A 26,188-nucleotide genomic window follows, 5' to 3' on the forward strand; every position below is an offset into this window, starting at 1 on the left:
CAGCTCGATCCGGCGAACATCGGCAACGCTGAATATTGGCCAATTTCGTTACGCATCCACGCGCCAATCCGTCTCCGGCGAATGCCCTGCGACACGCGCTCTGTGACAACATGTCGCACATGTGTCGCACCCTTGGCTGCCACACATCAGGGACTTTTTACCCGGCCTCTGAAGTGCGTTCTTCAAGCGCAAAATGCCCCGGACCTCTCATCGGGGACCGGGGCATTTTTTGTCCGACAATGCGTGTCGACAGAGGATCTCAGCGCAGCGCCTTGCGGTTACGCGAAGTCAGCAGCGGCACCAGCACCACGATCAGCACGAAGGCAACCAGCGCCCACTGCGCCAGCGACAGACCGAGGATCGGCGGATACGGCGTGGAGCAGAAACCATCGACCTGGAAGCCCAACGGGAAAATCTTCGCCAGCGGTAGACCATCGACAATCGGTTGCAACACATCGATGCCGCAGCTGACAGCCGGATAGAACTGCGTATAGACGTGATGCCCGGCAACGCCGACGCCTGCCAGCGCGCAGATCACCACCAGGGTTTCAAACACCGTGATGCTGCGACGGGTGCGCATGGCGGCGCCAATGAAGGCAAAGATCGCGATCAGCAGCAACGCGTAACGTTGCAGGATGCACAGCGGGCAAGGTGCCTCGCCCAGAACAATTTGCATGTACAGCGCGCCGCCGATCAGCGCCAGGCAAATGATGCCCAGCAACACCAGATAGCGCCGTTCACGCCCCAACCGCATGGTTTCCTCGCTCATCGCGTTTCCCTTGAAAATTTCGATTGCCCGCCAGTCTACACGCTGGCCCGGACCTTTGAGAGTCTGGAGCATGTCAGGGGGATTCGGGGGGAATAGACGATAAGGCGGTTAAGAAGGGATTAACTTTCGAGCGTTTTTTTCAATTCAGGACCGCAGTGTGGCATTCGCGAGCAAGCCCGCTCCCACATTGGTCCGTGTCGCTCACAGATCAAATGTGGGAGCGGGCTTGCTCGCGAAGCAGGCGACTCGGTCCCCCGAGTCGCCGCAACCGCTTACTCCAGGGCCGCTGCCGGCCCGAAGAACTCGTAGCGGCTTTGCGCCTCCGGCACGCCCAGTGCCTTGAGGTGACGCTTGATGGACGCCATGAAACCTTTCGGCCCCAGGAAGTAAGCATCCAGGTCACGCTGCTCCGGCAGCCATGCATGCAACTGCTGCTGGCTCAACAAACCGACCTTGTGCGCCGCCGGGCTCACGCCGTCGTCCTCGGAATAGCAATAAAAACGCTTGAGCTGCGGATGACGCTCGGCCAGGCCATCGATCCAGTCGCGGAACGCGTGAACGCTGCCGTTGCGCGCACAGTGGATGAAATGCACCGGCCGCCGGGTTTCCAGTGCCGCTTCGAGCATCGCCAGGGTCGGGGTGATGCCGACACCGCCGCTGATCAGCACCAGCGGTTTATCGCTGGCGGTGAGGATGAACTCGCCCGATGGCGGGAACAACTGGATGCTGGCTCCGACATGCATCTGGTCGTGCAGGTAGTTGGAAGCGCGGCCACCGGCTTCACGCTTGACGCTGATGCGGTACTGGCCTTTGTTCGCCAGCGCCGACAGCGAGTAGTTACGGCGAATCTCTTCACCATCGAGGATCAGTTTCATGCCGATGTACTGGCCGGGTTCTGCCGCCAGGATCGGGCCTTTGTCGGCGGGTTCGAAGTAGAACGAAGTGATCTCGGCGCTTTCCTCGACCTTATCTACCAGGATGAATTCCCGCGCCCCGCGCCAGCCGCCGTGGGCCTGTTCTTTTTGGTCGTAGACGCTGGCTTCGGCACCGATCAGGATGTCCGCCAGTTGGCCGTAGGCCGCGCCCCAGGCCGCGATCACTTCAGGGGTGGCGATCTCTTCGCCCAATACTTCGGCGATCGCTCGCAGCAGGCAGCTGCCAACAATCGGGTAATGTTCCGGCAAGATCTGCAGGGCCACGTGCTTGTTGATGATCTTCGCCACCAGGTCGCCCAACTGGTCGAGTTGGTCGATATGGCGCGCATACATCAATACGCCGTTGGCCAGGGCACGCGGCTGGTCACCGCTGGCCTGGTGGGCCTGGTTGAACAGCGGGCGGACTTCCGGGTATTCGGAGAGCATCATGCGGTAGAAGTGCGTGATCAGCGCTTCACCACCGCTTTCGAGCAGCGGCACGGTGGATTTGACGATGGCACGGTCTTGAACGCTCAGCATAAGGTGACTCCTGGAGTTCTTGGGTTGCTAACGGGTTACCCTTTGCTTATCAGTTTCCATGCCAACTATTTAATCGTTGTAAATCAACATGTTAATAACAACATAGTCATTTAGACACTGCCTGGCTTATAGTCATACCGACTACACGGAGTCACTATGACTGCAAAACCCTTGCTCACCGCCCTGCTGCCCCTGGTCGCCGACCTGTCCCGCGAACTGCCCGAAGGCGAGCGTTATCGACGCCTGCTGGAAGCCATGCGCGCCCTGCTCCCGTGCGACGCCGCCGCGCTGCTGCGCCTCGATGACGAATGGTTGGTGCCACTGGCCGTCGACGGCTTGAGTACCGACACCCTCGGCCGACGCTTCAAGGTCAGCGAGCACCCGCGTTTCGAAGCGCTGCTTAGCAGCCCCGGCCCGACCCGCTTCGCTGCCGACTGCAACTTGCCCGACCCTTATGACGGCCTGGTCGATGGCCTGGATGATCATCTGGAAGTCCACGACTGCATGGGTTGCCCGTTATTCATCGACGAGCGTCCGTGGGGCCTGCTGACCCTCGATGCCCTCAATCCGGAGCAGTTCGAACCGATCGAACTGGGCGCGCTGGAAGCCTTCGCCAGCCTTGCCGCCGCCACCGTCAACGCCGCCGAACGCATCGAGCGGTTGAACAATCGCGTCGAGGACGAACATCAGCGTGCCGAGGTCTACCGCCAGGCCAGCGGCCAGCAGCACCGCGAGATGATTGGCCAAAGCAAAGCCCATAAAAGGCTGATGGAAGAAATCAATCTGGTGGGCGGCAGTGACCTGACTGTGTTGATCACCGGCGAAACCGGGGTCGGCAAGGAATTGGTGGCCCAGGCCATTCACGACGCTTCGTCCCGTGCCGACAAACCGATCATCAGCCTCAACTGCGCCGCATTGCCCGATACCTTGGTGGAAAGCGAGTTGTTCGGTCATGTTCGCGGCGCCTTCACCGGGGCGATGAACGACCGCCGTGGCAAGTTCGAGCTGGCCAATGGCGGCACGCTGTTTCTCGATGAGGTCGGTGAGTTGTCGTTGACGGTGCAGGCCAAGTTGCTGCGTGTTTTGCAGAGCGGTCAATTACAGCGACTGGGCTCGGACAAGGAGCATCAGGTCGACGTGCGCCTGATCGCGGCGACCAACCGTGACCTCGCCGAAGAAGTGCGCAGCGGCCGCTATCGCGCCGATTTCTATCACCGTCTCAGTGTTTACCCGCTGCTGGTCCCGGCCTTGCGCGATCGCGGGCGTGATGTGTTGCTGCTCAGCGGTTACTTCCTGGAGCAGAACCGCTCGCGCATGGGTCTCAACAGCCTGCGCCTGAATAGCGACGCCCAGGCCGCGCTATTGGCCTACGACTGGCCCGGCAATGTACGCGAGCTTGAACACTTGATCGGCCGCAGCGCCTTGAAAGCGCTGGGCAACTGCAAGGAACGGCCGAAGATTCTCAGCCTGAGCGCGACTGATCTGGATCTGCCCAACGCCAATGTTGAAGCCACTGCCGAGCAACCCGCCGCCCTTGTAACGCAAGCAGTGACCGGCGACTTGCGCGAGGCTACCGAGCGTTATCAGCGTCAACTGATCGGCGCCTGCCTGGAACGGCATAACAACAACTGGGCCAGCGCGGCGCGTGAGCTAGGCCTGGATCGGGCGAACCTGGGGCGGATGGCCAAGCGGTTGGGGATGAAATAGTGTTTTTCAGTGTCGAGTGAAATCTTGTGGCGAGGGGGCTTGCCTCCGTTGGGTCGCGAAGCGGCCCCAGCTTTCCACCAATCAAACCGAGTCGCTGGATTTACGACCGCTGCGCGGCCGAACGGGGGCAAGCCCCCTCGCCACAATGGTCCTGTGTTTGGTCCGAGATGGGCATTCCCCCTAAAGCCTGCCCTCGACAAGTCGATAACCCGGCATCGAAGTTATCGGCGATCCCGAGATTGCCCGTCACCTTTTTCCTGAGAAGGTTCATATGTCCTCCAACAAAGCCCGCGCAGACTCACTTTCGCTTCTGCTGTTTACCTTGCGCAGCGGCAAGCTGATGGCGATCAACCTGCTCAAGGTCAGTGAAATTATTCCCTGCCCGCCGCTGACCCGGCTGCCAGAGTCACACCCTCACGTCAAAGGCATCGCGACCCTGCGCGGGGCGTCGCTGTCGGTGATCGACCTCAGTCGTGCCATTGGCGAGCGTCCGCTGGAAGATCCGAACGGCGGCTGCCTGATCGTCACCGATGTCAGCCGTTCCAAGCAGGGCCTGCACGTGCAGGCGGTGAGCAAGATCGTCCATTGCCTGACCACCGACATCCGCCCTCCGCCCTTCGGCTCCGGTGGTTTGCGCGCCTACATCACCGGCGTGACCTCGGTCGACGGCACCCTGGTGCAAGTGCTGGACATCGAAAAAGTCATCCACGGCATCGCCCCGGCACAAATCGAAATGGCGCCGACCGAACTGAGCATGGAAGACGCCGAATTGCTCGGCAACGCGCGCATTCTGGTGGTCGATGACAGCCAGGTCGCCTTGCAGCAATCGGTACACACCCTGCGTAACCTCGGCCTGCAATGCCACACCGCCCGCAGCGCCAAGGAAGCCATTGACTGCCTGCTGGATCTGCAAGGCACTGCGCAGCAGATCAACCTGATCGTCTCGGACATCGAGATGTCGGAGATGGACGGCTACGCCTTCACCCGCACCCTGCGGGAAACTCCGGACTTCGCGCATCTTTATGTACTGCTGCACACGTCACTGGACAGTGCGATGAACGCAGAGAAAGCGCGTCTGGCCGGGGCCAATGCGGTGCTGACCAAGTTCTCTTCGCCGGAATTGACCCAATGCCTGATCACGGCGGCAAAGGCTGTCGCCGAGCAAGGTTACTGAGTCTTGGCCGAGGAATTTGGCTGGCTGATGCGGCGCGACCTCTCTGTAGTCGTGCCGCCAGCCGATTGGCCAGCCGGCCTGCAGCTGAGCGAATACCGCCCCGAAATCGGCGCAGCCGTGCACCGTTTGATGGAGTTCGGTTACCTCGAAGGTGGCGGCCGCGTAGCAGCGCTGGACATGTGGCAATGGCAGTTCGAAACCGACCCGGAATATGACTCGGCGCTGTGTTTCATCGCACAGGATGCCGAAGGCATCGTTGGCGTGTGCCAGTGCTGGACCAGCGCCTACATCAAGAATCTGGTGGTGCATCCACGGTTTCAGGGCCGTGGATTGGGGCGTGCCTTGTTGTTGCAGGCGTTCAAGGTGTTCCAGCAACGGCGCGAAGGATTTGTGGATTTGAAGGTGCTGGAAGACAACCACCGGGCGCGGCGCTTGTATGAAAGTGTCGGGATGCGCGCAGTCCGCCGGGAGCCGGTTCCACTCTGACACACCGCCATCGCGAGCAAGCTCGCTCCCACAGGTTACCCGTCGTACACAAAATCTGTGGCCACACTCGACCACTGTGGGAGCGAGCTTGCTCGCGATGGGGCCTGCACAACCACTTCAAAACCTTCAGGCATACTCACCTTTCGGTCACTGCCCCAAGGATGCCTGGACCATGAAAGCAGCAACCCTGACTTTTCTCTGCCTCACCGCCCTCACCTCTCAGGCCCACGCCTCCAGCCCCGACGCCTGGGCCGCCTACGACAAAGCCGTACTTGCCAGTTGTACCAAGGCCAGCGGCCTGAAGGACAGCAAACCGGTCGGCAACGCCGCGCAGTTCGATGACCGGGTCGGCTACACCGCGCTCCTGCTCCAGGGCCAGTACCCGCAAAAACACATGAAAGGCGCCCAAGGCACTGAACTGTGCCTCTACAACAAAAAGAGCAAAACCGCGTACGTCACCGAATGGGACTCTATCCGCCCGGCCGACAAGGCAAACTGAATGGCGCGTAACTTGCTTTGAAAGCGGCTTTGATGGCGGCATTCTGTCGCCGTTTCATACCCTGTGATACGAACAAACGCTCAATGAGTACGACGTTTTCCTGTGTAGGCTGCGGTAAATGCTGCAACGACCACCATGTGCCCCTGACCTTGAGCGAGGCCCGGATGTGGGCAGCCGATGGCGGTCAGTTGATCGTGCTGGTGGAAGCGTTTCTGGGCAATGGCCTGGGTCTGCCGGCGCAACAACGGGAACACGCCGAACGCCGTTCGGCAGCGGTGCGCAGCGGCGAATCCGATGCGTACGTGGCCATCACGTTCGCCGCCTACAATGTCGGCCCCTGCCGGAATCTTGACGAAGACAACCTCTGTCGCATCTACGAACGCCGGCCGCTGGTGTGCCGCATCTACCCGATGGAAATCAATCCGCACATTCCCCTGAACATCACCCTGAAGGAATGTCCGCCCGAGTCGTGGGAAAAAGGACCGGATCTGATTGTCGGCGGCAACCTGGTCGATCAGCAGCTGGTGCAACTGATTCAGCGCTCCCGCCAGGCGGATCGCGATGATATTCAGATGAAGGATGCGATTTGCGCGTTGCTGGGCATTCGCACAACGGCCCTGAAGGGTGACGGGTTTACCGCTTATCTGCCGGATATGGCGGAGTTTGCTGCGATCGTCGACGAACTGGCTGGGCAAACGTTGCCGGAATGGGCCAGCGAATGGCAGTTTCATGTGTCAGGCGATGAAATTGCCGGGCAAGTGCTGGCCGCCGGTGCGCAAGAGGCGGCCGGTGTGCCGGCGAACTACGCGTTTATTTCATTGCGGGCGGCTTGATCCGGGATATGCGTTGTTTGTGCCGCCCCCTTCGCGAGCAAGCCCGCTCCCACATTTGATCGCATTCTCATGAAAGAACGCGTTTTCCTGTGGGAGCGGGCTTGCTCGCGAAGACGGTAGACCAGGCACCACAGAGTTAAAACTCAGCGCTTACCCATCGACCGACGAGTCCCCGGCGGCGCCATGCCAGGGGTTTTGGTGTGGCCGTTCTTGGCGCCGTTCTTGTACCACGGCTGGTTGGAGCCCTTGGCCGACGCCAGTTCGCCCGGTTTGAACGGGAACTTGAATGCTGGAATCTCGGCCTTGGTTTCGCTGTCGGCGCTGGAGTCGACGCTGTCTGGCAGCTCTGCCTGTACGTCGCTCAAGGCGTCGGCTACCGGCGGTTGTTTCGGGGATGTCATGAAAGCTCCGGGTGATGCGCAAATTGTCGGGCCCAGTGAGCGAGCCGCGAAAGGCCGCAGTATAGCGGATTAGCAGCAGCGAGCTTCAAGCGGCAAGCTTCAAGTCAAAAGCAGTGGCGATGGCTTTTGGACTTGCGGCTTGCCGGTTGAAACTTGTAGCTTGCTAAGCATTCCTCACCGCCCGACGAGCCGCCTCCATGAAAAAAACCGTCCTCGCCTTCAGTCGCGTCACGCCTGAAATGGTCGAACGCCTGCAACAGGACTTCGACGTCATCGTGCCGAATCCGAAAAACGGCGACATCAACGCCCAGTTCAACGAAGCCCTGCCCCATGCCCACGGTTTGATCGGCGTCGGCCGTAAACTCGGTCGTGCGCAACTGGAGAACGCCGCCAAACTGGAGGTGGTGTCCAGCGTTTCGGTCGGCTACGACAACTACGACGTGGCCTACTTCAATGAGCGCGGGATCATGCTCACCAATACCCCGGATGTGCTCACCGAAAGCACCGCCGACCTGGCCTTCGCCTTGTTGATGAGCAGTGCCCGCCGCGTAGCCGAACTGGATGCCTGGACCAAGGCAGGGCAATGGCAAGCGACCGTCGGTGCACCGTTGTTCGGTTGCGATGTCCACGGCAAGACCCTGGGTATCGTCGGTATGGGTAATATCGGCGCGGCCATTGCCCGCCGTGGTCGCCTGGGTTTCAACATGCCGGTTATCTACAGCGGCAACAGCCGCAAGACTGCGCTGGAACAGGAGCTCGGTGCGCAGTTCCGTAGCCTGGATGAATTGCTGGCCGAAGCCGACTTCGTCTGCCTGGTGGTGCCGCTCAGCGAAAAAACCAGGCACCTGATCAGTCATCGCGAACTGGCGCTGATGAAGCCTGGCGCCATCCTGGTGAACATCGCCCGTGGCCCGGTGGTGGATGAACCGGCGCTGATTGAAGCCCTGCAAAACAACCGCATTCGCGGTGCCGGGCTGGACGTGTACGAAAAAGAGCCATTGGCCGAGTCACCACTGTTTCAGCTGAAAAACGCCGTGACCTTGCCGCACATCGGTTCGGCCACCCACGAAACCCGCGATGCCATGGCCAACCGCGCTCTGGCCAACTTGCGCAGCGCCCTGCTGGGCGAGCGACCGCAGGACCTGGTCAACCCGCAAGTCTGGAAGGGTTGAAAAAACGGGCAGGCGTTACAAGCGCCTGCCCGTTAATTCAAAGAAAAAAACAAATCAATCTCCACTTATCAAGCAAGTATTCTGAATACACACCCTGCAATTCAGTCAATAACCAAACAATAAAACCACACGATAGACTCTCCTTACTTACCCAGGCATAACGGGAACAATAATGGAGATTAACAATCTTGAGCCAACTCACAACGAGTCAAGTCATTCGATTCAGCAAAGCCACGCTGATGTTGTTTATCAGTTTCTTTGGATTGCTGATGCTTTACAGCAACTTCACGGATTACGCGACCAACTATGAATACCTCGCCCACATCCTGAGCATGGACACCACCAGTGATAGCCAGAAATACAGCTACAGGGCTATTACCTCAGCGATGCTACATCACCGCATCTACTGGCTGATCATTACACTTGAGGTGGTCTACACCATATTTTGCGCACTCGGAACCTATTACCTTTATAAAAACATCAACGCCGGTCCGGGAGAGTTTCACGAAGCCAAAAAACCTGCACTGATAGGACTGCTGATCGCCCTCGCCCTCTATTACGTTGGTTTTCAAGTGATTGGAGTCGAATGGTTCAACATGGATGAATCGCAAACCTGGAACTACAAGGACTGGGCCCGGCAGATTGTTGATTTCATCTTTCTGTTATTAATATTCATCGCGATGAAAATCGAGCGCTGAGCCCCTCGACGCTCGATGTCACGACCTCAGGCCAGTTTGCCGCCACCCAGTACCTGGGGTGCTTTGGGTTTGCGAAACACCAGTACGTTCCCCGACATCACCAACACCAGCCCCAACAGTGCCGGCACGGTCCATTGATAACCCTCGGCAAACGCTGACACGTTGAGCGCCACCACCGGGAATAGCACCGTGCAATACGCAGCACGCTCAGGCCCCATGCGTCCGACCAGGGTCAGGTAGGCGGTGAAACCGATCACCGATCCCGGAATCACCAGGTACAACAGCGACCCGATGTAACGCGCGCTCATTTCCATCTCGAAGGGAATGCCTTTGACCAGACACCACACCGAGAGCATCGTCGCACCGTACGCCATGCCCCAGGCATTGGTGGTCAGCGGCTTGAGACCGGCCTTCTGTTGCAGGCTCGAGAGCATGTTGCCCGCCGAGAAACACAAGGTGCCGCACAGGGCCAGACCGAGACCGAGCAAGGTTTCCGGGCTGGCGGTATGCCCAGCCAATTCCGGCCAGAACAACAGCCCCAGCCCAAGCAGGCCCAGCGCACCACCCATCAGCACATTGCGGGCGATTTTCTGAGCGAAGAACACCCGCGCGTTGAGGGCGTTCCACAAGGTCGCGGTGGAAAACACCACGGCCACCAGACCGCTGGGGATCCACTGGCTCGCCGTGAGGAAGCACATGAAGTTGACGCAGAACAGGCACAAGCCCTGAGCCAGGCAGATCAGGTGCCCGCGACGGTTCATCACTTGCAGGCGTCGGCTAAGCAGCAGGATCACGAACAGCACCAGCGCAGCGAGGCCGAAGCGATAGACGATCGACACGGGAATGGCCACCACGCCCAGTTGCCACTTCAAGGCAATCCAGGTGGTGCCCCAGATCAGCACGGTCAGCAAGTACAACGAAAGGTTCATGACTAAGGCTCCTCGATAGGTGCCCAGTGTCCGGCGCAACGCCTGGGCGCACTTGCATAAACTTGCGCTTTTGTCTGGCGACAGGCTGGCAGGCACACGTCTACGGAGTAGGATGCAGGGCGTTGGATGCAGGTGTTAGAGAGCAACGATCATGGCTGCACTGGATACCCTACAAGTCTTTCAAGCTCTTAACCGTTCGCCGAATGCTCGCCTCGAGCACAGTGCCGAGCTCGGTGACGGCCTGTCTGCTGCCTTGTGGAGCAATCACCACGATGCCCAGGAATACGAAGCGCCCAGCCACCACACGTTGTCCTGTTACATAGCCGGCGGCACCGGCACCTTCCGTCGTGATCAGCCCGGCACCAAGGGCGGCCCGGACAAACTGTGCATCCTGCCGGCCGATCACCAGTCAGGCTGGGTGATCAACGGCGACATTCGCCTGGCGCACCTGTATTTCAGCCCCGAACAATTTGCCCTCGGCTGCGTCACCCTGCTCGATCGCGAACCACGGGAAATGCAGCTGCGCGAGCAGACCTTTCTCGATGATCCGCAGCAGGCGTTGCGCTTTCGGCAGTTGATTACATTGAATTGGGACGAGCCGGGCGAGCGCCTGCTCACCAGCAGCCTGGCCCACGAATTGCTCAGCCACGCCCTGCTCAGCCAAGTGAATGTACGTCAGGGCTTGCGCCTTAAAGGCGGATTGGCCGCACATCAGCGCCGGCATCTGGTGGAGTTCATCGACAGCCATCTGGACGACGCCATCAGCCTGGGTCAACTGGCGGCGTTGTGTGCATTGTCGGAATACCACTTCGCGCGGATGTTCCGCGAAAGTTTCGGCTTGCCGCCCCACCAATACGTGCTGGCGCGGCGCCTGAACCGGGCGCGGGAGTTGCTGCGCGAGACCTCGCAGCCTCTGGGCGAGATTGCACTGGCCTGTGGCTTTTCCAGTGCCAGCCACTTCACCAACCGCTTTCGCCAGGCCCTGGGTGGAACGCCTGGCGATTATCGCCAGGCGTTTTTGCGCTAGCCCCGAGCTTTTTCGTGGCCTGTACAACCGCCTTCGCGAGCAAGCCCGCTCCCACAAGGTTTGGTGGTGCTCAGCTGTTTTGTGATCACCCTTTTCCCCTGTGGGAGCGGGCTTGCCCGCGAAGAACGATGACGCGGTCTGTCGTCAGAACTCCAAGGTGCTGGACAGCGAAATCTGCCGCGAATCGCCCATCGACACAAAGAAGCGGCTCGCCGCCGAAGTGTAGTAAGTGCGGTCGAACAGGTTCTTCACGTTGAGCTGGAACTTGACCCTCTGCCCTTCGACCTTGGTGTCGTAGGTGGCGAACGCATCGGCCACGGTGTAGCCCGGCAGGTCGAAATCGTTAACCGCGTTGCCCGCGCGCTCCCCCACATAACGCGCCCCGGCGCCGACCCGCAGTTGATCACCGCCTATGACGGTGCCGAAGTCATAGACGGCCGACAACGAGCCGCTGTTCTTCGCCACGTTTTGCAGTTGATTGCCTTTGTAAACCGGGTCCTCGGTGACTTCGGCGTCGGTGTAGGCGTAACTGCCGATCATGCTCCAGCGATCGCTGAGCTGACCGCTCAAGTCCACTTCCAGGCCACGGGAACGCACTTCGCCGGCGGCACTGTAAATCGTGGTCGGGCCTTCGGCGTTGGCCACCAGCACGTTGCGTTTCTTGATGTCGAACAGCGCGATATTGCCGGTGACGCGCCCCGGCAGATCCAGCTTGGCACCCAGCTCCCAGGACTTGGCTTCTTCCGGCGCGATGCCACCGTCAAGCACGGTACTGCTGCCGCTCAGCGGCGCGATGGTCGAGTTGGGTTTGAACGACTCGGTGTAACTGCCGTAGAACGACAAGGCATCGGTGTATTTGTACACAAGGCCCGCGCGCGGCACCCATTTCTGCCCGTTGCTGTCGGTGTTGGCGTGGAACGGCACGCCTTTGCCGGCGTACTGGTCGTACGCCTGGAAACGCGCGCCGGCCACTAGAATCCACTGCTCGGTGAGGTGGATGGAGTCTTGCAGGAACACCGAATCGCTGCGCAGTTCATCGGTCTGCGCGCTGTCGGCCGCACTGACAGTGGTGCCGGGCACTTCCTGGCCATAGACCGGATTGACGTAACTGAACGTGGTCAGGCTTTTCTGGCGGATCAGGTCTTCGCGGAAGATCTTGCGGTATTCGTCGTCGATGCCGAACAGCAGGTCGTGCTGCATGCCGAGCACGTTCACATTGCCTTCTAGGCTGGCGGTGGTGAAACGATCAGTGCTGATGGCATTCCGGGTGCCGTCCATGCTGCGGGTCAGGGTGCCCTTTTGGGTGTCGATGGCGGTCACGCGCACCTGGCTGGCGTCGTAGGTTTCACGGTTCCAGCTGTAGCCGAAATGGGCTTTCCAGTTGTCGTTGAGTTCGTGATCGGCTTCGAAGTGATAGAGGTCCGAACGTCCCTCCATGTTGTTGAACGGCTCGTCGAGACGCTCATTGCGCGAGATGTCCAGTGGATGGTTGGTCCGCGGATCGATCAGCGTGCCACGGTCGAACGGCGTGAGGAATTCGCGGTGCTCATAGGAGAAAAGCAGCTGGGTGCTTTCGCCGTACCAGGCCAGGGATGGCGCGATAAGGCTCTCGCGGTGCACGCCGAAATTGCGCCAGTAATCTTCGTCTTCGTAGTCCAGCACCATGCGGTAGGCCAGCCCGGAATCGCCGAGGGCGCCGGTACTGTCGAGACCGCCGCCGCTGCCATTCTTGCTGTCGCCATAGGTCGAGCCGCGCAAGTTCAAGGCGTTGTACTGCTCAAGCTCGGGCTTCTTGCTCACCATATTGACCACGCCGCCCGGATCCTGAATGCCGTAGAGCAACGAGGCCGGCCCCTTGAGCACTTCAACCCGGTCGACGCTGGCGTTGAGACCACGACCCTGCACGATCGGCATGCCGTCACGCATGATCGAGCCGTTACGGTTGTCGCCAAAGCCGCGGACCATCACCGAATCCTGAGTGCTGCCCAAGGTGTTGGCCTGAGTAATGCCGCTGACATTCGCCAGGGCATCATCGAGATTGCGCGGAGCCTGGTCGCGGATGACTTGGGCCGGGACCACGTTGATGGTCTGCGGGATGTCCTGAATCGGCGCCGAGGAGCGCATCACCGAAGAGGTCGGTGGCGGCTGGTAGCTCATGGAATCGTCCATCACCGAAGTGATGGTGGTCGCGCCCAGGTTCAACGCGCCTTCGGTAGGCCTCGGCTCCAGGGCCATGGTGTGGCCGTCGGTACGACGGAAGGTCAAGCCCGAACCGCTGAGCAGACGTTGCAAGGCCTGTTCGGCGCTCATCTGGCCATTGATTGCCGGCGCATTGAGACCGTATGGCGCTTCATCGGTGTAGACGACGCTGATGCCGGTCACCCGGCTGAAATCACTCAAGGCCTGGGGCAGCGGTTTGGCGGCCAGGGAAAAACTGAACTGTGCATGTTGCTGGCTGTTGCCGGCTTCAGCGGCCAGCGCCACGCTCAGCGGTAACAACGCCAATGCCGAATAGCTCAACGCAGACACACTCAACCATTGTTTGACCGAACCCGATTTTGCCCTGGACTTCATGACTCATGACCTGTGTAGAACCACAACGGATGCGAATGACTCGCAGTTTCAGTCACTACACGAATGGCAATCGGGTTTACCTCAGCAAAAATTTGAAAATATTTTTACATTGAGTGATTGGGTGTCTGATCTGGCCCCTTCGCGGGCAAGCCCGCTCCCACAAGGTTCTATGTTGTCCCCCAATTTGGTGACCGACTCAAAACCTGTGGGAGCGGGCTTGCCCGCGAAGAGGCCAGCAGCTTCAACGCAAAATAATCAGATGCCCCAACACCTGATGCTGCTCAAACCCCATCACCCCCTGCAACGAACTCAACACCGCCTGCGGGTTCCTGCTCGGGAAGCTGCCACTGACCCGCCGTGTCGCCAGCTCATCGTTGAGCAACACGATTCGTCCGGGGTAATAGCGTCCCAAATCCTGAACCACATCGGCCAACGTCGCCTTGTAGTAATTGAGCCAGCCCTGACGCCATGCCAACTGCGCTTCGCTGTCCACTGCGTGGAGCTTTTGCGCCGAACTTTCGCCGTAGGCCACTTGCTGGCCGGCGGTGAGTATTTGCTGTTCGGCGTTCTTGTCCGCCGACACGCCAACCCGCCCCGACAACACCGTGACCTGCGCGCCATGGGGCTGCAAACGGACTTCGAATTGCGTGCCCAGGACCCGCGCCTGACCTTTCTCCGCCTCCACCACAAACGGCTCGCCGGTATGGGTGACGCTGAAAAAGCCGGCGCCGCGGCGCAACTGCACATGGCGCTCGCCACGGCTGAAATCCACCGCGATGGCACTGTCGGCGTCCAGGGTGACTTGCGATTGATCGGCCAGGGTCACCGTGCGAATTTCCCCTGGCGCCGAGATGTAATCCGCCCCCAGGTCATCGATCCAGCGCATCGGCTGCCAACCCGTGCCGAGGCTGATCATCAATAGCAGGCAAGCGGCCATGGCCAAGGCCCCGGACCAGCGCCCGACGGTGTTGCGCCGCGAGCGATTCATCGCCTTGAGGTACCCCTGCAAGGCAAAGGCGTCTTCATGGGCGAGGGTGCGCGCCGGCACTTCGCTCAACTCCCACAGCACTTGCGCCTGGGCATACGCCTCGGCATGGGCGGGGTCGGCTTGCAACCATTGGCTGAACGTAGCCTGGTCACCGCTGCTTGGCTGGTCATGCAACAGGCTCAGCCAGGCCAGCGCGGCTTGCTCCTGCGCGGGCGTCGGAATGACGCGGTCAAAGTGGTTCACGGTGCTTTCCCTGGCATACGCGTTTCGGGTTCCCGAAGGCTGGCCTTGCAGGCTTCGAGGGCGCGCATCATATGTTTTTCCACGGCACTTTGGGACAAACCCATGGCCTTGGCGATCTCCGCGTATTTACGGCCATGAATACGATTGAGCAAAAAAATCTGCCGTGTACGCTCCGGCAAGGCGCGCAACGCCGCTTCGACATGACGCAAATCGCTGCCCGCCTCCAGTGCCGCCTGCGGTCCGCTGCCGTGGCTGTCCGGCGGTTCGACCAGCAAGCCTTCACTGGCCCGGACTCGCGTGCCTTCACTGCGCAAATGGTCGATGGCGATATTGCCGGCGCAGCGCAGCAGGTAAGTGCTGAGCTCCTCGACCTGCACCAGCGGCCGACGCCAGAAACGCAGGAACAAATCCTGCACCAGATCAGCCGCCGTCGCCCGGCAACCGACGCGACGATTCACCAACGCCTCCATTTGCGAGCGCTGGGAAAGAAAGACCTGGAGAAAATGCGCACGATCGCAGCGTTGTTCGTCGTGCTCGATATCGTGGGGGTCGGGAGGGAGAGTAATCATCGTTCATGTTTCGACCTGAAAACCGGTGAGGCCACGACAGCGTCAGGGGGCCGGCAAGGCCGCAATATTAATGATAAATATTCTCATATGCAAAAGGATCGGGTGCAGCCCTCTATTACGCCCATTGGTTGCACCACAGCCATGCCAATGGTCACGGAATCCAAAAGCCAGCGAAAACAAAACGGGCCTGCAATGCAGGCCCGTTTTCATGGGAAGGAAAAAAGTGAATCAGGTGTCAGCCGTTAAGCGCCGCCTGTTCGTTCTCCAGAAACTCTTCTTCCAGCAGGTGGTCGGCATGGGCACCACTCTCGATGGGCACCACATTGGCTCGTTTGCCGCGTAATTTGCCGAACATATGCTCCAGCGCATGTTCAAGTTTGGTGGCCGCTCCGTCGATCGCCTGCTCCATGGTGGAGGCTTTATGGGTGACGGAAACCGGTTGATGGCCTTTTGGCCGCGCCTCCAGTTGGCAGCGCATGTCATGGGGACCCGGCTTGTCGCCGTTCTCGTCCCGCAGGTGAACCTCGACGCGTGTCAGGTCCTCTTCGTAGCGTTCGAGCATGCTCTCAATGGTCGTACGTACCCACTCCTCCAGTCGTTTACTGCCTTGAATATGGTTATCGCTATTGACTTGGATTTGCATAGTTCATCCCTTATTTCAGCTAGCTCGCGAGAGGCCGGTCAGCTAAGCCCTTGGGCGTCGTCACCGTGACCTCTTGGTTACACAATCGGTCTGTACGCGGAACAATTCAACCCCCTAAAAAAGATAAATTTTCAATCGCAAAAAAAGCCGGACAACCGATAAAAGCGCTGTTAAGGTCGGGAGTTGGGTCGCCCTGCTCTTACGTAATAATTGCTCACATTTGCCGCTCCCCCAACGGGTGCAGGCTGCGAAAAATCCCCGCCTCTTCCACCAGCCAGTCATGCACCGCACGCACGCCGGGATGGCTTAGCGCACCCGGCGCATAGAGCAACATGTAGCGTTTGTGATTAGGCACCGCCAAGCCAAAAGGCACGATCAACGCCCCGCGTTCCAGTTCGTCGTTAAGCAGCGTTCGTCGGGCAATCGCCACGCCCATCCCGGCGATGGCCGCCTCGATGGTCAGGTGATTGCGATTGAAGGTATGCCCGCGTCGCACATCCGCCCCCTCGAAGCCGATGGCATTGAGGTAAAACTCCCATTCCGCGTACTCGTAGCTGCCGCGCCAGGCGGTAATGTCGTGCAGCAAGGGAAAGTGCATCAGGTCTGCCGGACCATGCAGCGGCGGACGACCACGCAACAGGCCCGGCGCGCACACCGGAAAAATCTGTTCATCAAGCAAGGCTGTGGATAACAGGCCGGGATAGCTGCCGTCGTTCAGGTCGATCGCCAGGTCGAAGTCACCTTCATGCAACGGCACGCTGCTGTCCTCGGCCACCAGGCGCAACTGAATGTCCGGAAAACGCTGCTGCAAACGCGGCAGCCGTGGCGTCAGCCATTTGCTCAGGAACGACGGAATCGAACGCACCCGCAGAATCCCGCTGATCATGCCCGCGTCCAGTCGCCGCAATTCCGCATCGATGCTGCCAAAGGCCTCGTTGACGGTAATGGCCAGGCGCTGGCCCTCGGCGCTCAGCTCCACGCCGCGGGCACGGCGGTGAAACAGGCGAAAACCCAGGCGTTCTTCCAGCTGGCGGATCTGCTGGCTGACTGCCCCCGGGGTGATGTGCAGTTCTTCGGCACATCGGGTGAACGACAGGTGCCGCGCAGCACAGGCAAACACGTTCAGCCAGACGTATGTCTGGCCGTGCAATTGACGACTCATCGTTTAGTCCTGCTAAAGGATGTCTTAGGAATTTTCGTTGGTCACGTAGGAGCTTGACGGGCAGTATCGCCGACATTGCGCTTGTCCTACAAAAATGGCGGCGATTCCCCTTCCATTGCTTGTACAGGCTTTAGCATGGCTATCAGTGTTTTCGATCTCTTCAAAGTCGGCATCGGCCCGTCCAGCTCCCATACCGTCGGTCCGATGCGTGCCACCGCGACCTTTGCCCGGCAACTGGTCGAACAGGGTTTGCTGGCTGACGTGCGACGAGTGGAAATTCGCCTTTACGGTTCACTCTCTGCCACCGGCGTTGGCCACGCAACAGACCGCGCCTGCGTCATGGGCCTGATGGGCGAATGGCCCGACAGCATCGATCCCGGCACCATCGACAGGCGCATTCACACCCTGCGCGAAACTGGCAGATTGTGCCTGGCAGGCGTTGCGGAAATTGCCTTCGACTGGCAACGCGATCTCCTGTTGCTCGACGAGAGCCTGCCCTACCACCCCAATGCCATGTCCCTGACAGCCTTCGGCGAATGCGGCGAACTGTTCGAGCAAACCTATTACTCGGTGGGCGGCGGCTTCATCATCGAAGCGGCCGAGGCCGAATCCGGAATCGCACCGACTGGCGATGTGGTGCTGCCTTACGACTTTTCCAGTGCCGCCGAACTGCTCAAGCTCTGCAACGAGCACGGGCTGCGGGTGAGCGAACTGATGATGGCCAACGAGCGGGCATGGCGCACTGACGCGCAGATCCGCCAGGGCCTGTTGCAGATCTGGTCGGTAATGCGCGAATGCGTAGAGCAGGGTTTACGCCACGAAGGCATTCTGCCCGGCGGCCTGAATGTTCCGCGTCGAGCGGCGAAACTGCATCGCAGCCTGCAGGAAATCGGCAAGCCGAATGTCATCACCTCCACGTTGTCAGCGATGGAATGGGTCAACCTGTACGCCCTGGCGGTCAACGAAGAAAACGCCGCCGGCGGGCGCATGGTCACGGCCCCGACCAACGGCGCGGCGGGGATCATTCCGGCGGTGCTGCACTACTACATGAAGTTCAATGCCGAGGCGTCTGACGACGATGTGGTCGCATTCTTCCTGGGCGCAGCGGCCGTCGGCATCCTGTGCAAGAAAAACGCTTCGATCTCCGGGGCCGAAGTCGGTTGCCAGGGCGAAGTCGGCTCCGCCTGCGCCATGGCCGCCGCGGGTTTGGCAGAGGTGCTTGGCGCCACCCCGGAACAGCTGGAAAACGCCGCCGAAATTGGCCTGGAACATAACCTCGGCCTCACCTGCGACCCGGTTGGCGGACTGGTGCAAGTGCCGTGTATCGAGCGCAATGCGATTGCCGCCGTGAAGGCAATCAACGCCACGCAAATGGCCCTGCGCGGCGACGGCAAACACTTCATTTCCCTGGACCGGGTGATCCGTACCATGCGTGACACCGGGGCGGACATGCACGATAAGTACAAAGAGACGTCACGGGGCGGACTGGCGGTGAACTGGGTGGAATGTTGACCGTTTTGGTTGCACGCCAGCCATTATTGCCCTGAAACGGGCAGAAAACGCGGCCCCTGTAGGAGCGAGCTTGCTCGCGAAAAACCCTCAGGCGCCGCGAACCATCTGGTTTGACGCGTTATCGTTCACGACCATCGCGAGCAGGCTCGCTCCTACAGAACGTGTTTTTTGTCCGGCATTTTTTCCGGCATGAGCCTTGCTAGTTCCCTGGTGGAACAATGATGGCGAGATGGCCGGCGGTCTGGCATTGCGAACCAACCCGATCACGGCCGGTCAACAACTGCAGGTTCAATCAAGCGGTGACGCATCATGGACAACCCTTTCCAGCTCATTACCGATGCCTTCGCAGCGGATTATCAGATCAACCTGAGCATTCAGGGCCTGGACGGCAGCATCATGCTGACCCTTTCCGACAATGGCCGCGTGGTGGCCAAACGCATGATCAGCGCCGAACAGCGCAATGACCCCCAACGTCTCAAGCGCCTGGTTCAAAGCATTCAATTCGGCATTGCCATCGAACAAGGCCACAGCGCCGTGACCATTCTCGAAGCCATGACCACCGGCAGCGGCCGGACCTTGCCGCCACCCGCCGTCAAAGGGCGGCTGCGCCCCCCCACGCTCGGGCTCTAGATTTCGCCCTTCTCGATCTCAGGATGTTCACTGGAGCCCGCACCGATTTTGCGTTGCGGGTTTTCGATCTTCACCGATGGAAATTGCGACGAAGCGTAACGCACCACCAGAATCGCAAACGCCAGCAGCAGGATCCCGCCGCACAGGTAAATGATCCCCAGGTCCGGCGGGTTGTGATGCGAAACGTTGGAAATCAGCAACCGCGTCAGCGCGGTGATCGCCACATAGATCAGGAAACGCACGGGCATGTGGTTGGTCTTGAAGTAAATCCCGACCATCGCCCCCAGTTCCAGGTAGATGAACAGCAGCAAGATGTCATCGATCTTGATGTGCCCCTCTTCGATCATCCCGAGAAACTCCATCACCGCCGCCCACGCGGTCACCGCACCAATGGCGAACAGCGCCAGGTAGTGAAAGGTTTCGACGAACAGATTGCCCAGGGACTCGGCCAGCTCATGGACGTTCCGCCGCAATTTTTCGGCCCAGTTGATTTTCACGATGATGCTTCCTTAGGTCGAATCGACCGGATGATGCGGGTTGGACGTGACGGTTTTTCTGTATGCAGAAAAAAGGCCAGCCCATGATGGCGAGCTGCTCTGGATTGCGCGCCGTGGCGTTTGGTCGCACCCGTGCAGCGCCTCGCCTGACAAATGTCGAATCCGGACTACATTAAAAAGCCACTACCCAAAAGACAGGGTTTCGCTTATGCTTTTCGCTGTATATAGATACAGTAGTCGAAACCGACAACCAATGTGAAGGCATGTGAGGTGGTGAATGGCCGTCGAAGTGGTATACCGCAGCAGCCGAGATCTGGAGCGCTTGTTCATGGATAAAGCCGAAGCTGACCGTCATGACAAAATGCTCGAACTGGCCGAATTGCTGGCTGAAGTGTTGCAAAAAGCCGTTCCGTCCCTGACCGAGCAGCAAGTGGAAGAAGCCGGGATCTACATGGCGAAGAATCGCGATGTGTTCGCCAAGGCGTTCAAGAGCCAGCCGGACGCCCTGTCCGAACTGCTCAGCGCACCGGTTGAAGTCGCAGAACCTGTTGCAGCGGTTGGGGCCGTTGAAGCCGCTGAGCCGATCACCCCGGCCAAGCCTGCCAAGGCCCCCAAAGCCGCCAAGTAAGTAAAGCCCAAATTGAATAGGCCCTGAGTCGAATGGCTCAGGGCCTTTTTCATGCCTGTGGAAAACTCATACCTGATTCAACGGTACAACACTTTTTCCGCCAACTCGTCGGCCACCCGTGCGGGTGAGCGTTTTTCCGCCTGGGCGTGGGCGAACACTTCGGTCAGGCGCGAGCTGATTTTCGACAAGTGTGCGGTGATGGTCGACAGCTCTTCGCCGCGGTGCTTGAGCGAAACGTAAATCAGCCCACCGGCGTTGATCACGTAATCCGGTGCGTACAGGATGCCCCGCCGCTCCAGTTGGTCGGCGACATCCAGATGCGTCAACTGATTGTTCGCCGAACCGGCCACCGCCGAGCAGCGCAGTTGCGTCACGCTGTGGCTGCTCAGCACCCCGCCCAAACCGCACGGCGCAAGAATATCGCAAGGCGTGCTGAGCAGTGCGTCGTTGGCGATGGGATGAGCCCCGAGTTGCTCCATCGCCAGTTGCACCTTGCCGTGATCGATATCGCTGACCAGCAATTCGGCCCCGGCGGCGTGCAACTGTTCTGCCAAGGCATAGCCGACGTTGCCCAGGCCTTGAATGGCGACGCGCAGGCCTTCGAGGTTATCGCTGCCCAGTCGCGCCATCGCCGTGGCGCGAATGCCGGTGAATACGCCCATCGCCGCGTGCGGCGCGGGGTCGCCCGCCGAGGTAGTGCTGGTGACGTGTTGAGTCTGTTGGGCGATGCAATCCATGTCCGCCACTGAGGTGCCACTGTCGATGGCCGTGATGTAGCGCCCGTCGAGCTGATTGATACAGCGCCCGAAGGCTTCGAACAGCGCGGCGCGATTGGCCACGTGAACGGGGCGAATGATCACCGCCACGCCTCCGCCCTGGGCCAGGCCGGCCAGCGCAGCCTTGTAGCTCATGCCCTGGGCCAGGCGCACAGCGTCCTCGACCGCGGACTCGTCGCTGGGGTAGGCAAGGTAACGACAACCACCCAGGGCAGGCCCCAGGCGGCTGTTATGAATGGCAATGACCGCCTTCAACCCGGTGGCCGAGTCAACGCTAAGATGCAGCGATTCAAGGCGAGTGCTTTGCATGAGAGCGAACATCGTAAGGCTCCCGAATCACTTCTTGTAGTCGCCAGTATAGGCTTGCGCACAAAAATTGCAGAAGCGCACAGGAATAAGCACGGCCACAATGCTGGCTTTCGGAAATAACCTGTATTGGCCCTTGCGCGGCACTGGACGAATGCCGGAGAGGGGGCTAAAACGAGGCATTGCCCGGAGATTTTGATGACCCCGCGCCAATCGTTTTTCGCCTGCCTGCAACGTTCACCGCCCGCGCTGTTCGAGGCGGCACTGTGGATTGCGGCCGAGCACGATAGCGAGGTGAACCCGCAAGCACTGCTGGCCGATTTCCAGGCGTTGCAACAACGGGTCAGTGGCGGATTGCCGATGTTGCCGGTCAGTGAACTGGCCCAGCCGCTGCTGCGGCGCATGAACGATCTTGGTTTTGCCCAGGACGATTTCACGCCGTTGCGCCCGCAAGTGGCACTGCTCGATAAAGTACTGGAACGCCGACGAGGGCAACCCTTGACGCTGGGGCTGATTGCACTGGAGTTGGCCCGGGGCCTGGAGATTCCCATGGTCGGGGTCAACTTCCCCGGACATTTCCTGCTGCGGGTGCCGGGCGCCGATCATTTGCTTGACCCCTGCGGCGGCCGTCGCCTTTATCCGAACGATTGCAGGGAATTACTGCACCGCCAGTACGGCCCGAACATAAAGCTCAGCGCCGAGCACCTGGAAACCGCCGAGCCGGTGCAGATGCTGCAACGACTGTCGCGCAACCTGCGCCAGTTGTACCTGTCCCACGACGATGTCATCAATGCCTTGATAGACGCCGATCGCGTCCTGCAACTAGGCAACGCCAGTGCCACAGACTATCTGTCCCGGGCCAGCCTGTATCAACGGCTGGACTGCCCGAATGCCGAGCGTTTTGACCTTGAGCATGCGCTGCTGCTCAGCGACGACCCGATCCAGCGGATTCGCCTGACGGAACGCCTGGGGCATTTGCCGCCGAACGCCATCGTTCACTGATCACAAAACACCTGTGGGAGCGGGCTTGCTCGCGAAAGCGGTGTGTCAGCCACATTGTTGTTACTGACATGCCCTCTTCGCGAGCAAGCCCGCTCCCACATTGGGACAGGGTGAATAGTTATGGCGTGTCTGGCTGGTTCGCCGGATGCGCCTTGATGAACGCCGGGTGTGTTGCCGCCAATGCCGCCACTCGCCGGATGCGCGGATAAGCCTCAAGGGAAACATTAAAGCGCTCGGCCGCATACAACTGCGGGATCAGATAGACGTCCGCCAACCCGGGCTCGGGACCGAAACAGTAACCGTCATCACCGATCAACTGCTCCACCGTGGCCAACCCCTGGCCGACCCAGTGGCCGATCCACTCCACCACTTGCGGTTCGTCGTGGCCCAACTGGCGCAGCCGATTGAGCACGCTGACGTTATGCAACGGGTGCACATCGCAGCCGATGACTGCCGCCACACCGCGTTCATGGGCGCGGGTGGCGAGGTCCCTGGACAGCAGTGGTACCTGTGGATAACGTTCTTCCAGGTACTCGATGATCGCAGGAGACTGGATCAATAATTCGCCTGCATCGGTGCGCAAGGCCGGCACCCGGCCTTGCGGGTTGATACCCAGATAAGCCGGCTGCCGATGCTCGCCGCCCTGCGGTGCGATCAGGTTGACTGGCAAAGATTGATAATCCAGGCCCTTGAGCGCCAACGCGATACGCACCCGGTACGACGAAGTCGATCGGTAGTAGGTATAGAGTTCCATGCCCCTCTCCTGTTAACGCGCCGGCAGCACTTTGCCGCGGCACTCACCGAAACCGATGGAAGCGAAACCGTCACGGCGGCAACGGCCGCGCAGGATGATTTCGTCACCGTCCTCAAGGAATTTACGCACTTCGCCCGACGCCAGCTCGATCGGTTTTTTACCACCCTCGGTAATTTCCAGCAGGCTGCCGAACTGACCGTTCTCAGGGCCCGACAACGTGCCCGAGCCGAACAGATCACCGGCCTGCAATTGGCAACCATTGACGCTGTGGTGCGCGACCATTTGCGCCACGGTCCAGTACATGTGATGCGTGTTGCTCAACGTCAGGCGATGGGCCGGCAGGTTCTGTTCGCGCATGGCCTCGGTGAGCAGCAACACTTCCAGTTCGATGTCGAACGCGCCAGCGGCCTGATCGCGCTTGTCGAGCAGGTATGGCAGCGGCTGCGGATCGCCTTGCGGACGCGCAGGCTGGGCGCGACGGAATGGCTCCAGCGCTTCGGCGGTAACAACCCACGGCGAGATGCTGGTGATGAAGCTTTTCGACAGGAACGGGCCCAGCGGCTGGTATTCCCAGGCCTGGATGTCCCGTGCCGACCAGTCGTTGAGCAGGCAGAAACCGGCGATGTGATCGGCGGCGTCGCCAATGGCAATCGAGTCGCCCATGTCGTTGCCCTGGCCGATCCAGATGCCCAGTTCCAGTTCGTAGTCCAGGCGCGCGCAAGGGCCAAAGGTCGGCTCGGTTTGACCGGCCGGCAAGGTCTGGCCTTTCGGACGACGTACGTCGGTACCGGACGGGCGAATGGTCGATGCGCGACCGTGGTAGCCGATTGGCACGTACTTGTAGTTCGGCAGCAACGGGTTGTCGGGACGGAACAGTTTGCCGACGTTCTGCGCGTGCTCAATGCCGACGTAGAAGTCGGTGTAATCGTTGATTTTCGCCGGCAGGTGCATCTCGCAATCCGCCGCCAGTGGCAACAGTTTCGCCCTCTGGGCTTCGATTTTGCCGTGCAGGGGGCTGCCTTCGGTGAACAGTTCCAGCAAGCGTTCACGCAGGGCCACACGCGCCTCGCGGCCCAGTTCGAAGAAAGCATTCAACTGGCCGCCACGGGTGGCCTCGACGGCAGCCTTCGCGGCGCCCTCGAACAACCCGGCTTCCAGGGCCGCTTGCAAATCAAAGATATGCTCGCCAATGGCCACGCCACTGCGCGGTGCCGAGCCGTTGAGGCTGAACACGCCCAGCGGCAGGTTTTGCAGCGGGAAATCAGCATGGCCGTTGGCGGATTCAACCCAGCTGCGAGTGATGGAAGTCTGCGTCATGGGTTATCTCCGGGTCGGGTCGAAAGTGGCGGGCAGCGTAGCCCAGCAGGCATCGTAAGTGTTTTGCAGTTGCGGGCAATCGAGGGCGAAACGGCTTGGACGCAACACCTGGCTGGTTTCGAACATGAATGCCATGGTGTTGTCGATTTTCGCCGGCTTGAGGTCAGCGTTGATCGCTTTGGTGCAAGTCTCACCGTCCGGACCGTGGGCGCTCATGCAGCTGTGCAACGATGCACCGCCAGGCACAAAGCCTTCAGCCTTGGCGTCGTATTCGCCCTGGATCAAGCCCATGAATTCGTTCATCAGGTTGCGGTGGAACCACGGTGGACGGAAGGTATTCTCGGCCACCATCCAGCGCGGCGGGAAGATCACGAAGTCGAGGTTGGCCAGGCCGTGGACGCTGGTCGGCGAGGTCAACACCGTGAAGATCGACGGATCAGGGTGATCGAAACTGACGGTGCCGATGGTGTTGAAACGGCGCAGGTCATATTTGTACGGCACGTTATTACCGTGCCAGGCGACCACGTTGAGCGGCGAATGATTGAGTTCGCACGCCCACAACTGGCCGAGGAACTTCTGCACCAGCGTGGTGGGCTGTTGCAGGTTTTCGTAGGCAGCCACCGGGGTCAGGAAGTCCCGCGGGTTGGCCAGGCCATTGCTGCCAATCGGCCCCAGGTCCGGCAGACGCAGCGGCGCGCCATGGTTTTCAGCGACGTAACCGCGGGCTTGCGGGTCGAGCAGTTCGATGCGGAATTTAAGGCCGCGTGGCAGTACGGCAATTTCCAGCGGTTGCAGTTCAAGCACGCCGAGTTCGGTGGCAATACGCAGGCGCCCCAGTTCAGGCACCAGCAATATCTCGCCGTCAGCATTGAAGAACACACGCTCCATAGAGCGGTTGGCGCGATAGTTGTAGATGCTGATCCCGGCCGGTTTTTCTGCGCCCGAGTTGGCGGCCATGCTTACCAGACCGTCGATGAAGTCAGTCGGCTCGGCGGGAATCTCCAGCGGGTTCCAGCGCAGGCGGTTGGGAGTCACGTCACCCAATGGACCGCCCGCCAGTTGCCGATCAAGTTTGACGAACGCCGGATGATTGGCCGATGGCTGAATGCGATACATCCAGGTGCGACGCGCCTCACTGCGCGGCATGGTGAATGCCGTACCGGAGAACAGTTCGGTGTAAAGGCCGTACGGGGCTTTTTGCGGGGAGTTCTGGCCGACGGGCAATGCGCCGGGCAACGCTTCGCTGCTGAATTCGTTACCGAAGCCTGACAGGTAAGCCAGCGCTGGCGTCGTTGAATCGGAGTTCATGGAGCCTCCTGAACAGGGAGTCGGCAATGGCCGGTCGCTCTGTTGCAGAGTTCGTGGCATGCCTGGGTTATTTTTATCGTAATTCAATTACGCATAACGTAATTTGATTGGTATTGACCGTCAAGCTATA

Annotated in this window: 26 protein-coding genes and 1 pseudogene; 13 read left to right on the plus strand and 14 right to left on the minus strand. The window is 60.0% G+C overall.

Annotation, left to right across the window (positions count from 1 at the left end; all coding sequences use genetic code 11):
• Positions 1-259: 259 nt before the first annotated feature.
• Together ABIA48_RS10230 and hmpA are read right to left on the minus strand one after the other, a co-directional pair.
• Positions 260-769 carry a disulfide bond formation protein B gene (locus ABIA48_RS10230; RefSeq protein ID WP_033063323.1) on the minus strand — a complete coding sequence of 170 codons (510 nt, stop codon included), beginning with the start codon at positions 767-769 and terminating at the stop codon, positions 260-262.
• 272 nt (positions 770-1,041) lie between these two features.
• The gene (gene hmpA, locus ABIA48_RS10235; RefSeq protein ID WP_429488391.1) at positions 1,042-2,223 is read right to left on the minus strand and encodes an NO-inducible flavohemoprotein; all 1,182 of its coding nucleotides are present in this window, start codon (positions 2,221-2,223) and stop codon (positions 1,042-1,044) included.
• A gap of 156 nt (positions 2,224-2,379) precedes the next feature.
• On the opposite strand from hmpA, the gene norR reads away from it, so the two are divergent.
• The 5 genes from norR to ABIA48_RS10260 all read left to right on the plus strand — a co-directional run bounded on the left by norR (position 2,380) and on the right by ABIA48_RS10260 (position 6,922).
• Positions 2,380-3,930 carry a nitric oxide reductase transcriptional regulator NorR gene (gene norR / locus ABIA48_RS10240; RefSeq protein WP_429488393.1) on the plus strand — a complete coding sequence of 517 codons (1,551 nt, stop codon included), beginning with the start codon at positions 2,380-2,382 and terminating at the stop codon, positions 3,928-3,930.
• 271 nt (positions 3,931-4,201) lie between these two features.
• Entirely contained in the window at positions 4,202-5,104 is a 903-nt protein-coding gene (locus tag ABIA48_RS10245; protein WP_007986822.1) for a chemotaxis protein CheV, read from the plus strand.
• Positions 5,105-5,131: 27 nt separating this feature from the next.
• On the plus strand, positions 5,132-5,590 hold the full coding sequence (locus ABIA48_RS10250; RefSeq protein ID WP_429492831.1) for a GNAT family N-acetyltransferase: 459 nt from the start codon (positions 5,132-5,134) through the stop codon (positions 5,588-5,590).
• A gap of 172 nt (positions 5,591-5,762) precedes the next feature.
• On the plus strand, positions 5,763-6,089 hold the full coding sequence (locus ABIA48_RS10255) for a hypothetical protein (RefSeq protein ID WP_429488395.1): 327 nt from the start codon (positions 5,763-5,765) through the stop codon (positions 6,087-6,089).
• 83 nt (positions 6,090-6,172) lie between these two features.
• The gene (locus tag ABIA48_RS10260) at positions 6,173-6,922 is read left to right on the plus strand and encodes a YkgJ family cysteine cluster protein (RefSeq protein WP_429488397.1); all 750 of its coding nucleotides are present in this window, start codon (positions 6,173-6,175) and stop codon (positions 6,920-6,922) included.
• 143 nt (positions 6,923-7,065) lie between these two features.
• Here ABIA48_RS10260 and ABIA48_RS10265 read toward each other — a convergent pair whose 3' ends face one another.
• On the minus strand, positions 7,066-7,323 hold the full coding sequence (locus ABIA48_RS10265) for a hypothetical protein (protein WP_429488399.1): 258 nt from the start codon (positions 7,321-7,323) through the stop codon (positions 7,066-7,068).
• Positions 7,324-7,520: 197 nt separating this feature from the next.
• Between ABIA48_RS10265 and ABIA48_RS10270 the strand changes: the two genes are divergently transcribed.
• Positions 7,521-8,495, plus strand: a complete 975-nt coding sequence (locus ABIA48_RS10270) for a 2-hydroxyacid dehydrogenase (protein WP_204929251.1) — start codon at positions 7,521-7,523, stop codon at positions 8,493-8,495.
• Between the two features lie 188 nt (positions 8,496-8,683).
• Positions 8,684-9,193 carry a DUF2165 family protein gene (locus ABIA48_RS10275; RefSeq protein WP_429488401.1) on the plus strand — a complete coding sequence of 170 codons (510 nt, stop codon included), beginning with the start codon at positions 8,684-8,686 and terminating at the stop codon, positions 9,191-9,193.
• Between the two features lie 26 nt (positions 9,194-9,219).
• On the opposite strand, the gene ABIA48_RS10280 is transcribed toward ABIA48_RS10275, so the two are convergent.
• On the minus strand, positions 9,220-10,122 hold the full coding sequence (locus tag ABIA48_RS10280) for a DMT family transporter (protein WP_429488403.1): 903 nt from the start codon (positions 10,120-10,122) through the stop codon (positions 9,220-9,222).
• 151 nt (positions 10,123-10,273) lie between these two features.
• Here ABIA48_RS10280 and ABIA48_RS10285 point away from each other — a divergent pair, with 151 nt between their 5' ends.
• Positions 10,274-11,149 carry a helix-turn-helix domain-containing protein gene (locus tag ABIA48_RS10285; RefSeq protein ID WP_429488405.1) on the plus strand — a complete coding sequence of 292 codons (876 nt, stop codon included), beginning with the start codon at positions 10,274-10,276 and terminating at the stop codon, positions 11,147-11,149.
• A 144-nt stretch (positions 11,150-11,293) separates the two neighbouring features.
• On the opposite strand, the gene ABIA48_RS10290 is transcribed toward ABIA48_RS10285, so the two are convergent.
• The 3 genes from ABIA48_RS10290 to ABIA48_RS10300 all read right to left on the minus strand — a co-directional run bounded on the left by ABIA48_RS10290 (position 11,294) and on the right by ABIA48_RS10300 (position 15,523).
• Entirely contained in the window at positions 11,294-13,723 is a 2,430-nt protein-coding gene (locus ABIA48_RS10290; RefSeq protein ID WP_429488407.1) for a TonB-dependent siderophore receptor, read from the minus strand.
• Between the two features lie 241 nt (positions 13,724-13,964).
• Positions 13,965-14,954, minus strand: a complete 990-nt coding sequence (locus ABIA48_RS10295) for a FecR family protein (protein ID WP_429488409.1) — start codon at positions 14,952-14,954, stop codon at positions 13,965-13,967.
• A complete protein-coding gene (locus tag ABIA48_RS10300) occupies positions 14,951-15,523 on the minus strand; it encodes an RNA polymerase sigma factor (protein WP_429488411.1) in 573 nt (190 codons plus the stop codon). The genes ABIA48_RS10295 and ABIA48_RS10300 overlap by 4 nt, the downstream gene beginning before the upstream one ends.
• On the opposite strand from ABIA48_RS10300, the gene ABIA48_RS10305 reads away from it, so the two are divergent.
• Positions 15,458-15,769 (plus strand): hypothetical protein, encoded by a 312-nt coding sequence (locus ABIA48_RS10305; protein WP_429492973.1) that lies wholly within the window; start codon positions 15,458-15,460, stop codon positions 15,767-15,769. The two genes, ABIA48_RS10300 and ABIA48_RS10305, sit on opposite strands and share 66 nt — an antisense overlap.
• Here the strand turns inward: ABIA48_RS10305 and ABIA48_RS10310 are convergent.
• Positions 15,759-16,166 (minus strand): HPF/RaiA family ribosome-associated protein, encoded by a 408-nt coding sequence (locus ABIA48_RS10310; protein WP_310057365.1) that lies wholly within the window; start codon positions 16,164-16,166, stop codon positions 15,759-15,761. The two genes, ABIA48_RS10305 and ABIA48_RS10310, sit on opposite strands and share 11 nt — an antisense overlap.
• Positions 16,167-16,380: 214 nt before the next feature.
• Complete coding sequence (locus tag ABIA48_RS10315; RefSeq protein ID WP_429488414.1) at positions 16,381-17,328, minus strand: LysR substrate-binding domain-containing protein; 948 nt, start codon at positions 17,326-17,328, stop codon at positions 16,381-16,383.
• 135 nt (positions 17,329-17,463) lie between these two features.
• Between ABIA48_RS10315 and ABIA48_RS10320 the strand changes: the two genes are divergently transcribed.
• Both ABIA48_RS10320 and ABIA48_RS10325 read left to right on the plus strand, forming a co-directional pair.
• Positions 17,464-18,840, plus strand: a complete 1,377-nt coding sequence (locus tag ABIA48_RS10320; protein ID WP_429488416.1) for an L-serine ammonia-lyase — start codon at positions 17,464-17,466, stop codon at positions 18,838-18,840.
• Between the two features lie 309 nt (positions 18,841-19,149).
• On the plus strand, positions 19,150-19,470 hold the full coding sequence (locus ABIA48_RS10325) for a DUF3509 domain-containing protein (protein WP_429488417.1): 321 nt from the start codon (positions 19,150-19,152) through the stop codon (positions 19,468-19,470).
• Here ABIA48_RS10325 and ABIA48_RS10330 read toward each other — a convergent pair.
• The gene (locus ABIA48_RS10330; RefSeq protein ID WP_429488419.1) at positions 19,467-19,967 is read right to left on the minus strand and encodes a phosphate-starvation-inducible protein PsiE; all 501 of its coding nucleotides are present in this window, start codon (positions 19,965-19,967) and stop codon (positions 19,467-19,469) included. The genes ABIA48_RS10325 and ABIA48_RS10330 overlap by 4 nt on opposite strands.
• 277 nt (positions 19,968-20,244) lie before the next feature.
• Here ABIA48_RS10330 and ABIA48_RS10335 point away from each other — a divergent pair.
• Positions 20,245-20,484, plus strand: a pseudogene (locus ABIA48_RS10335) (YebG family protein); the annotation flags it as partial.
• Positions 20,485-20,672: 188 nt separating this feature from the next.
• On the opposite strand, the gene ABIA48_RS10340 reads toward ABIA48_RS10335, so the two are convergent.
• Positions 20,673-21,692, minus strand: a complete 1,020-nt coding sequence (locus tag ABIA48_RS10340) for a Glu/Leu/Phe/Val dehydrogenase (RefSeq protein ID WP_204929241.1) — start codon at positions 21,690-21,692, stop codon at positions 20,673-20,675.
• A 183-nt stretch (positions 21,693-21,875) separates the two neighbouring features.
• Here ABIA48_RS10340 and ABIA48_RS10345 point away from each other — a divergent pair, with 183 nt between their 5' ends.
• Entirely contained in the window at positions 21,876-22,679 is an 804-nt protein-coding gene (locus ABIA48_RS10345) for a SirB1 family protein (protein ID WP_429488422.1), read from the plus strand.
• Between the two features lie 118 nt (positions 22,680-22,797).
• Here ABIA48_RS10345 and maiA read toward each other — a convergent pair whose 3' ends face one another.
• From maiA to hmgA, 3 genes are read right to left on the minus strand one after another with little or no spacing between them, the layout of a single operon-like run.
• Positions 22,798-23,433, minus strand: a complete 636-nt coding sequence (gene maiA, locus ABIA48_RS10350; protein WP_429488424.1) for a maleylacetoacetate isomerase — start codon at positions 23,431-23,433, stop codon at positions 22,798-22,800.
• A gap of 12 nt (positions 23,434-23,445) precedes the next feature.
• On the minus strand, positions 23,446-24,750 hold the full coding sequence (fahA, locus tag ABIA48_RS10355; RefSeq protein ID WP_429488426.1) for a fumarylacetoacetase: 1,305 nt from the start codon (positions 24,748-24,750) through the stop codon (positions 23,446-23,448).
• A 3-nt stretch (positions 24,751-24,753) separates the two neighbouring features.
• A complete protein-coding gene (gene hmgA / locus ABIA48_RS10360) occupies positions 24,754-26,058 on the minus strand; it encodes a homogentisate 1,2-dioxygenase (RefSeq protein ID WP_429488428.1) in 1,305 nt (434 codons plus the stop codon).
• Positions 26,059-26,188 lie beyond the last annotated feature (130 nt).

Source organism: Pseudomonas sp. S30_BP2TU TE3576, from assembly GCF_050436025.1.
In the GTDB taxonomy this organism is placed as follows: domain Bacteria; phylum Pseudomonadota; class Gammaproteobacteria; order Pseudomonadales; family Pseudomonadaceae; genus Aquipseudomonas.

Bases quoted from the DNA above. Each gene is read 5' to 3' on its own strand.
- ABIA48_RS10300 (WP_429488411.1), bottom strand. From the start codon at position 15,523: ATGATTACTCTCCCTCCCGACCCCCACGATATCGAGCACGACGAACAA.
- ABIA48_RS10320 (WP_429488416.1), top strand. From the start codon at position 17,464: ATGGCTATCAGTGTTTTCGATCTCTTCAAAGTCGGCATCGGCCCGTCC.
- ABIA48_RS10340 (WP_204929241.1), bottom strand. From the start codon at position 21,692: ATGTTCGCTCTCATGCAAAGCACTCGCCTTGAATCGCTGCATCTTAGC.
- ABIA48_RS10270 (WP_204929251.1), top strand. From the start codon at position 7,521: ATGAAAAAAACCGTCCTCGCCTTCAGTCGCGTCACGCCTGAAATGGTC.
- ABIA48_RS10250 (WP_429492831.1), top strand. From the start codon at position 5,132: ATGCGGCGCGACCTCTCTGTAGTCGTGCCGCCAGCCGATTGGCCAGCC.
- ABIA48_RS10290 (WP_429488407.1), bottom strand. From the start codon at position 13,723: ATGAAGTCCAGGGCAAAATCGGGTTCGGTCAAACAATGGTTGAGTGTG.
- maiA (WP_429488424.1), bottom strand. From the start codon at position 23,433: ATGGAACTCTATACCTACTACCGATCGACTTCGTCGTACCGGGTGCGT.
- ABIA48_RS10260 (WP_429488397.1), top strand. From the start codon at position 6,173: ATGAGTACGACGTTTTCCTGTGTAGGCTGCGGTAAATGCTGCAACGAC.
- ABIA48_RS10325 (WP_429488417.1), top strand. From the start codon at position 19,150: ATGGACAACCCTTTCCAGCTCATTACCGATGCCTTCGCAGCGGATTAT.
- ABIA48_RS10255 (WP_429488395.1), top strand. From the start codon at position 5,763: ATGAAAGCAGCAACCCTGACTTTTCTCTGCCTCACCGCCCTCACCTCT.
- ABIA48_RS10265 (WP_429488399.1), bottom strand. From the start codon at position 7,323: ATGACATCCCCGAAACAACCGCCGGTAGCCGACGCCTTGAGCGACGTA.
- hmpA (WP_429488391.1), bottom strand. From the start codon at position 2,223: ATGCTGAGCGTTCAAGACCGTGCCATCGTCAAATCCACCGTGCCGCTG.
- ABIA48_RS10280 (WP_429488403.1), bottom strand. From the start codon at position 10,122: ATGAACCTTTCGTTGTACTTGCTGACCGTGCTGATCTGGGGCACCACC.
- fahA (WP_429488426.1), bottom strand. From the start codon at position 24,750: ATGACGCAGACTTCCATCACTCGCAGCTGGGTTGAATCCGCCAACGGC.
- ABIA48_RS10310 (WP_310057365.1), bottom strand. From the start codon at position 16,166: ATGCAAATCCAAGTCAATAGCGATAACCATATTCAAGGCAGTAAACGA.
- ABIA48_RS10245 (WP_007986822.1), top strand. From the start codon at position 4,202: ATGTCCTCCAACAAAGCCCGCGCAGACTCACTTTCGCTTCTGCTGTTT.
- hmgA (WP_429488428.1), bottom strand. From the start codon at position 26,058: ATGAACTCCGATTCAACGACGCCAGCGCTGGCTTACCTGTCAGGCTTC.
- ABIA48_RS10305 (WP_429492973.1), top strand. From the start codon at position 15,458: ATGCGCACGATCGCAGCGTTGTTCGTCGTGCTCGATATCGTGGGGGTC.
- ABIA48_RS10345 (WP_429488422.1), top strand. From the start codon at position 21,876: ATGACCCCGCGCCAATCGTTTTTCGCCTGCCTGCAACGTTCACCGCCC.
- ABIA48_RS10315 (WP_429488414.1), bottom strand. From the start codon at position 17,328: ATGAGTCGTCAATTGCACGGCCAGACATACGTCTGGCTGAACGTGTTT.
- norR (WP_429488393.1), top strand. From the start codon at position 2,380: ATGACTGCAAAACCCTTGCTCACCGCCCTGCTGCCCCTGGTCGCCGAC.
- ABIA48_RS10230 (WP_033063323.1), bottom strand. From the start codon at position 769: ATGAGCGAGGAAACCATGCGGTTGGGGCGTGAACGGCGCTATCTGGTG.
- ABIA48_RS10285 (WP_429488405.1), top strand. From the start codon at position 10,274: ATGGCTGCACTGGATACCCTACAAGTCTTTCAAGCTCTTAACCGTTCG.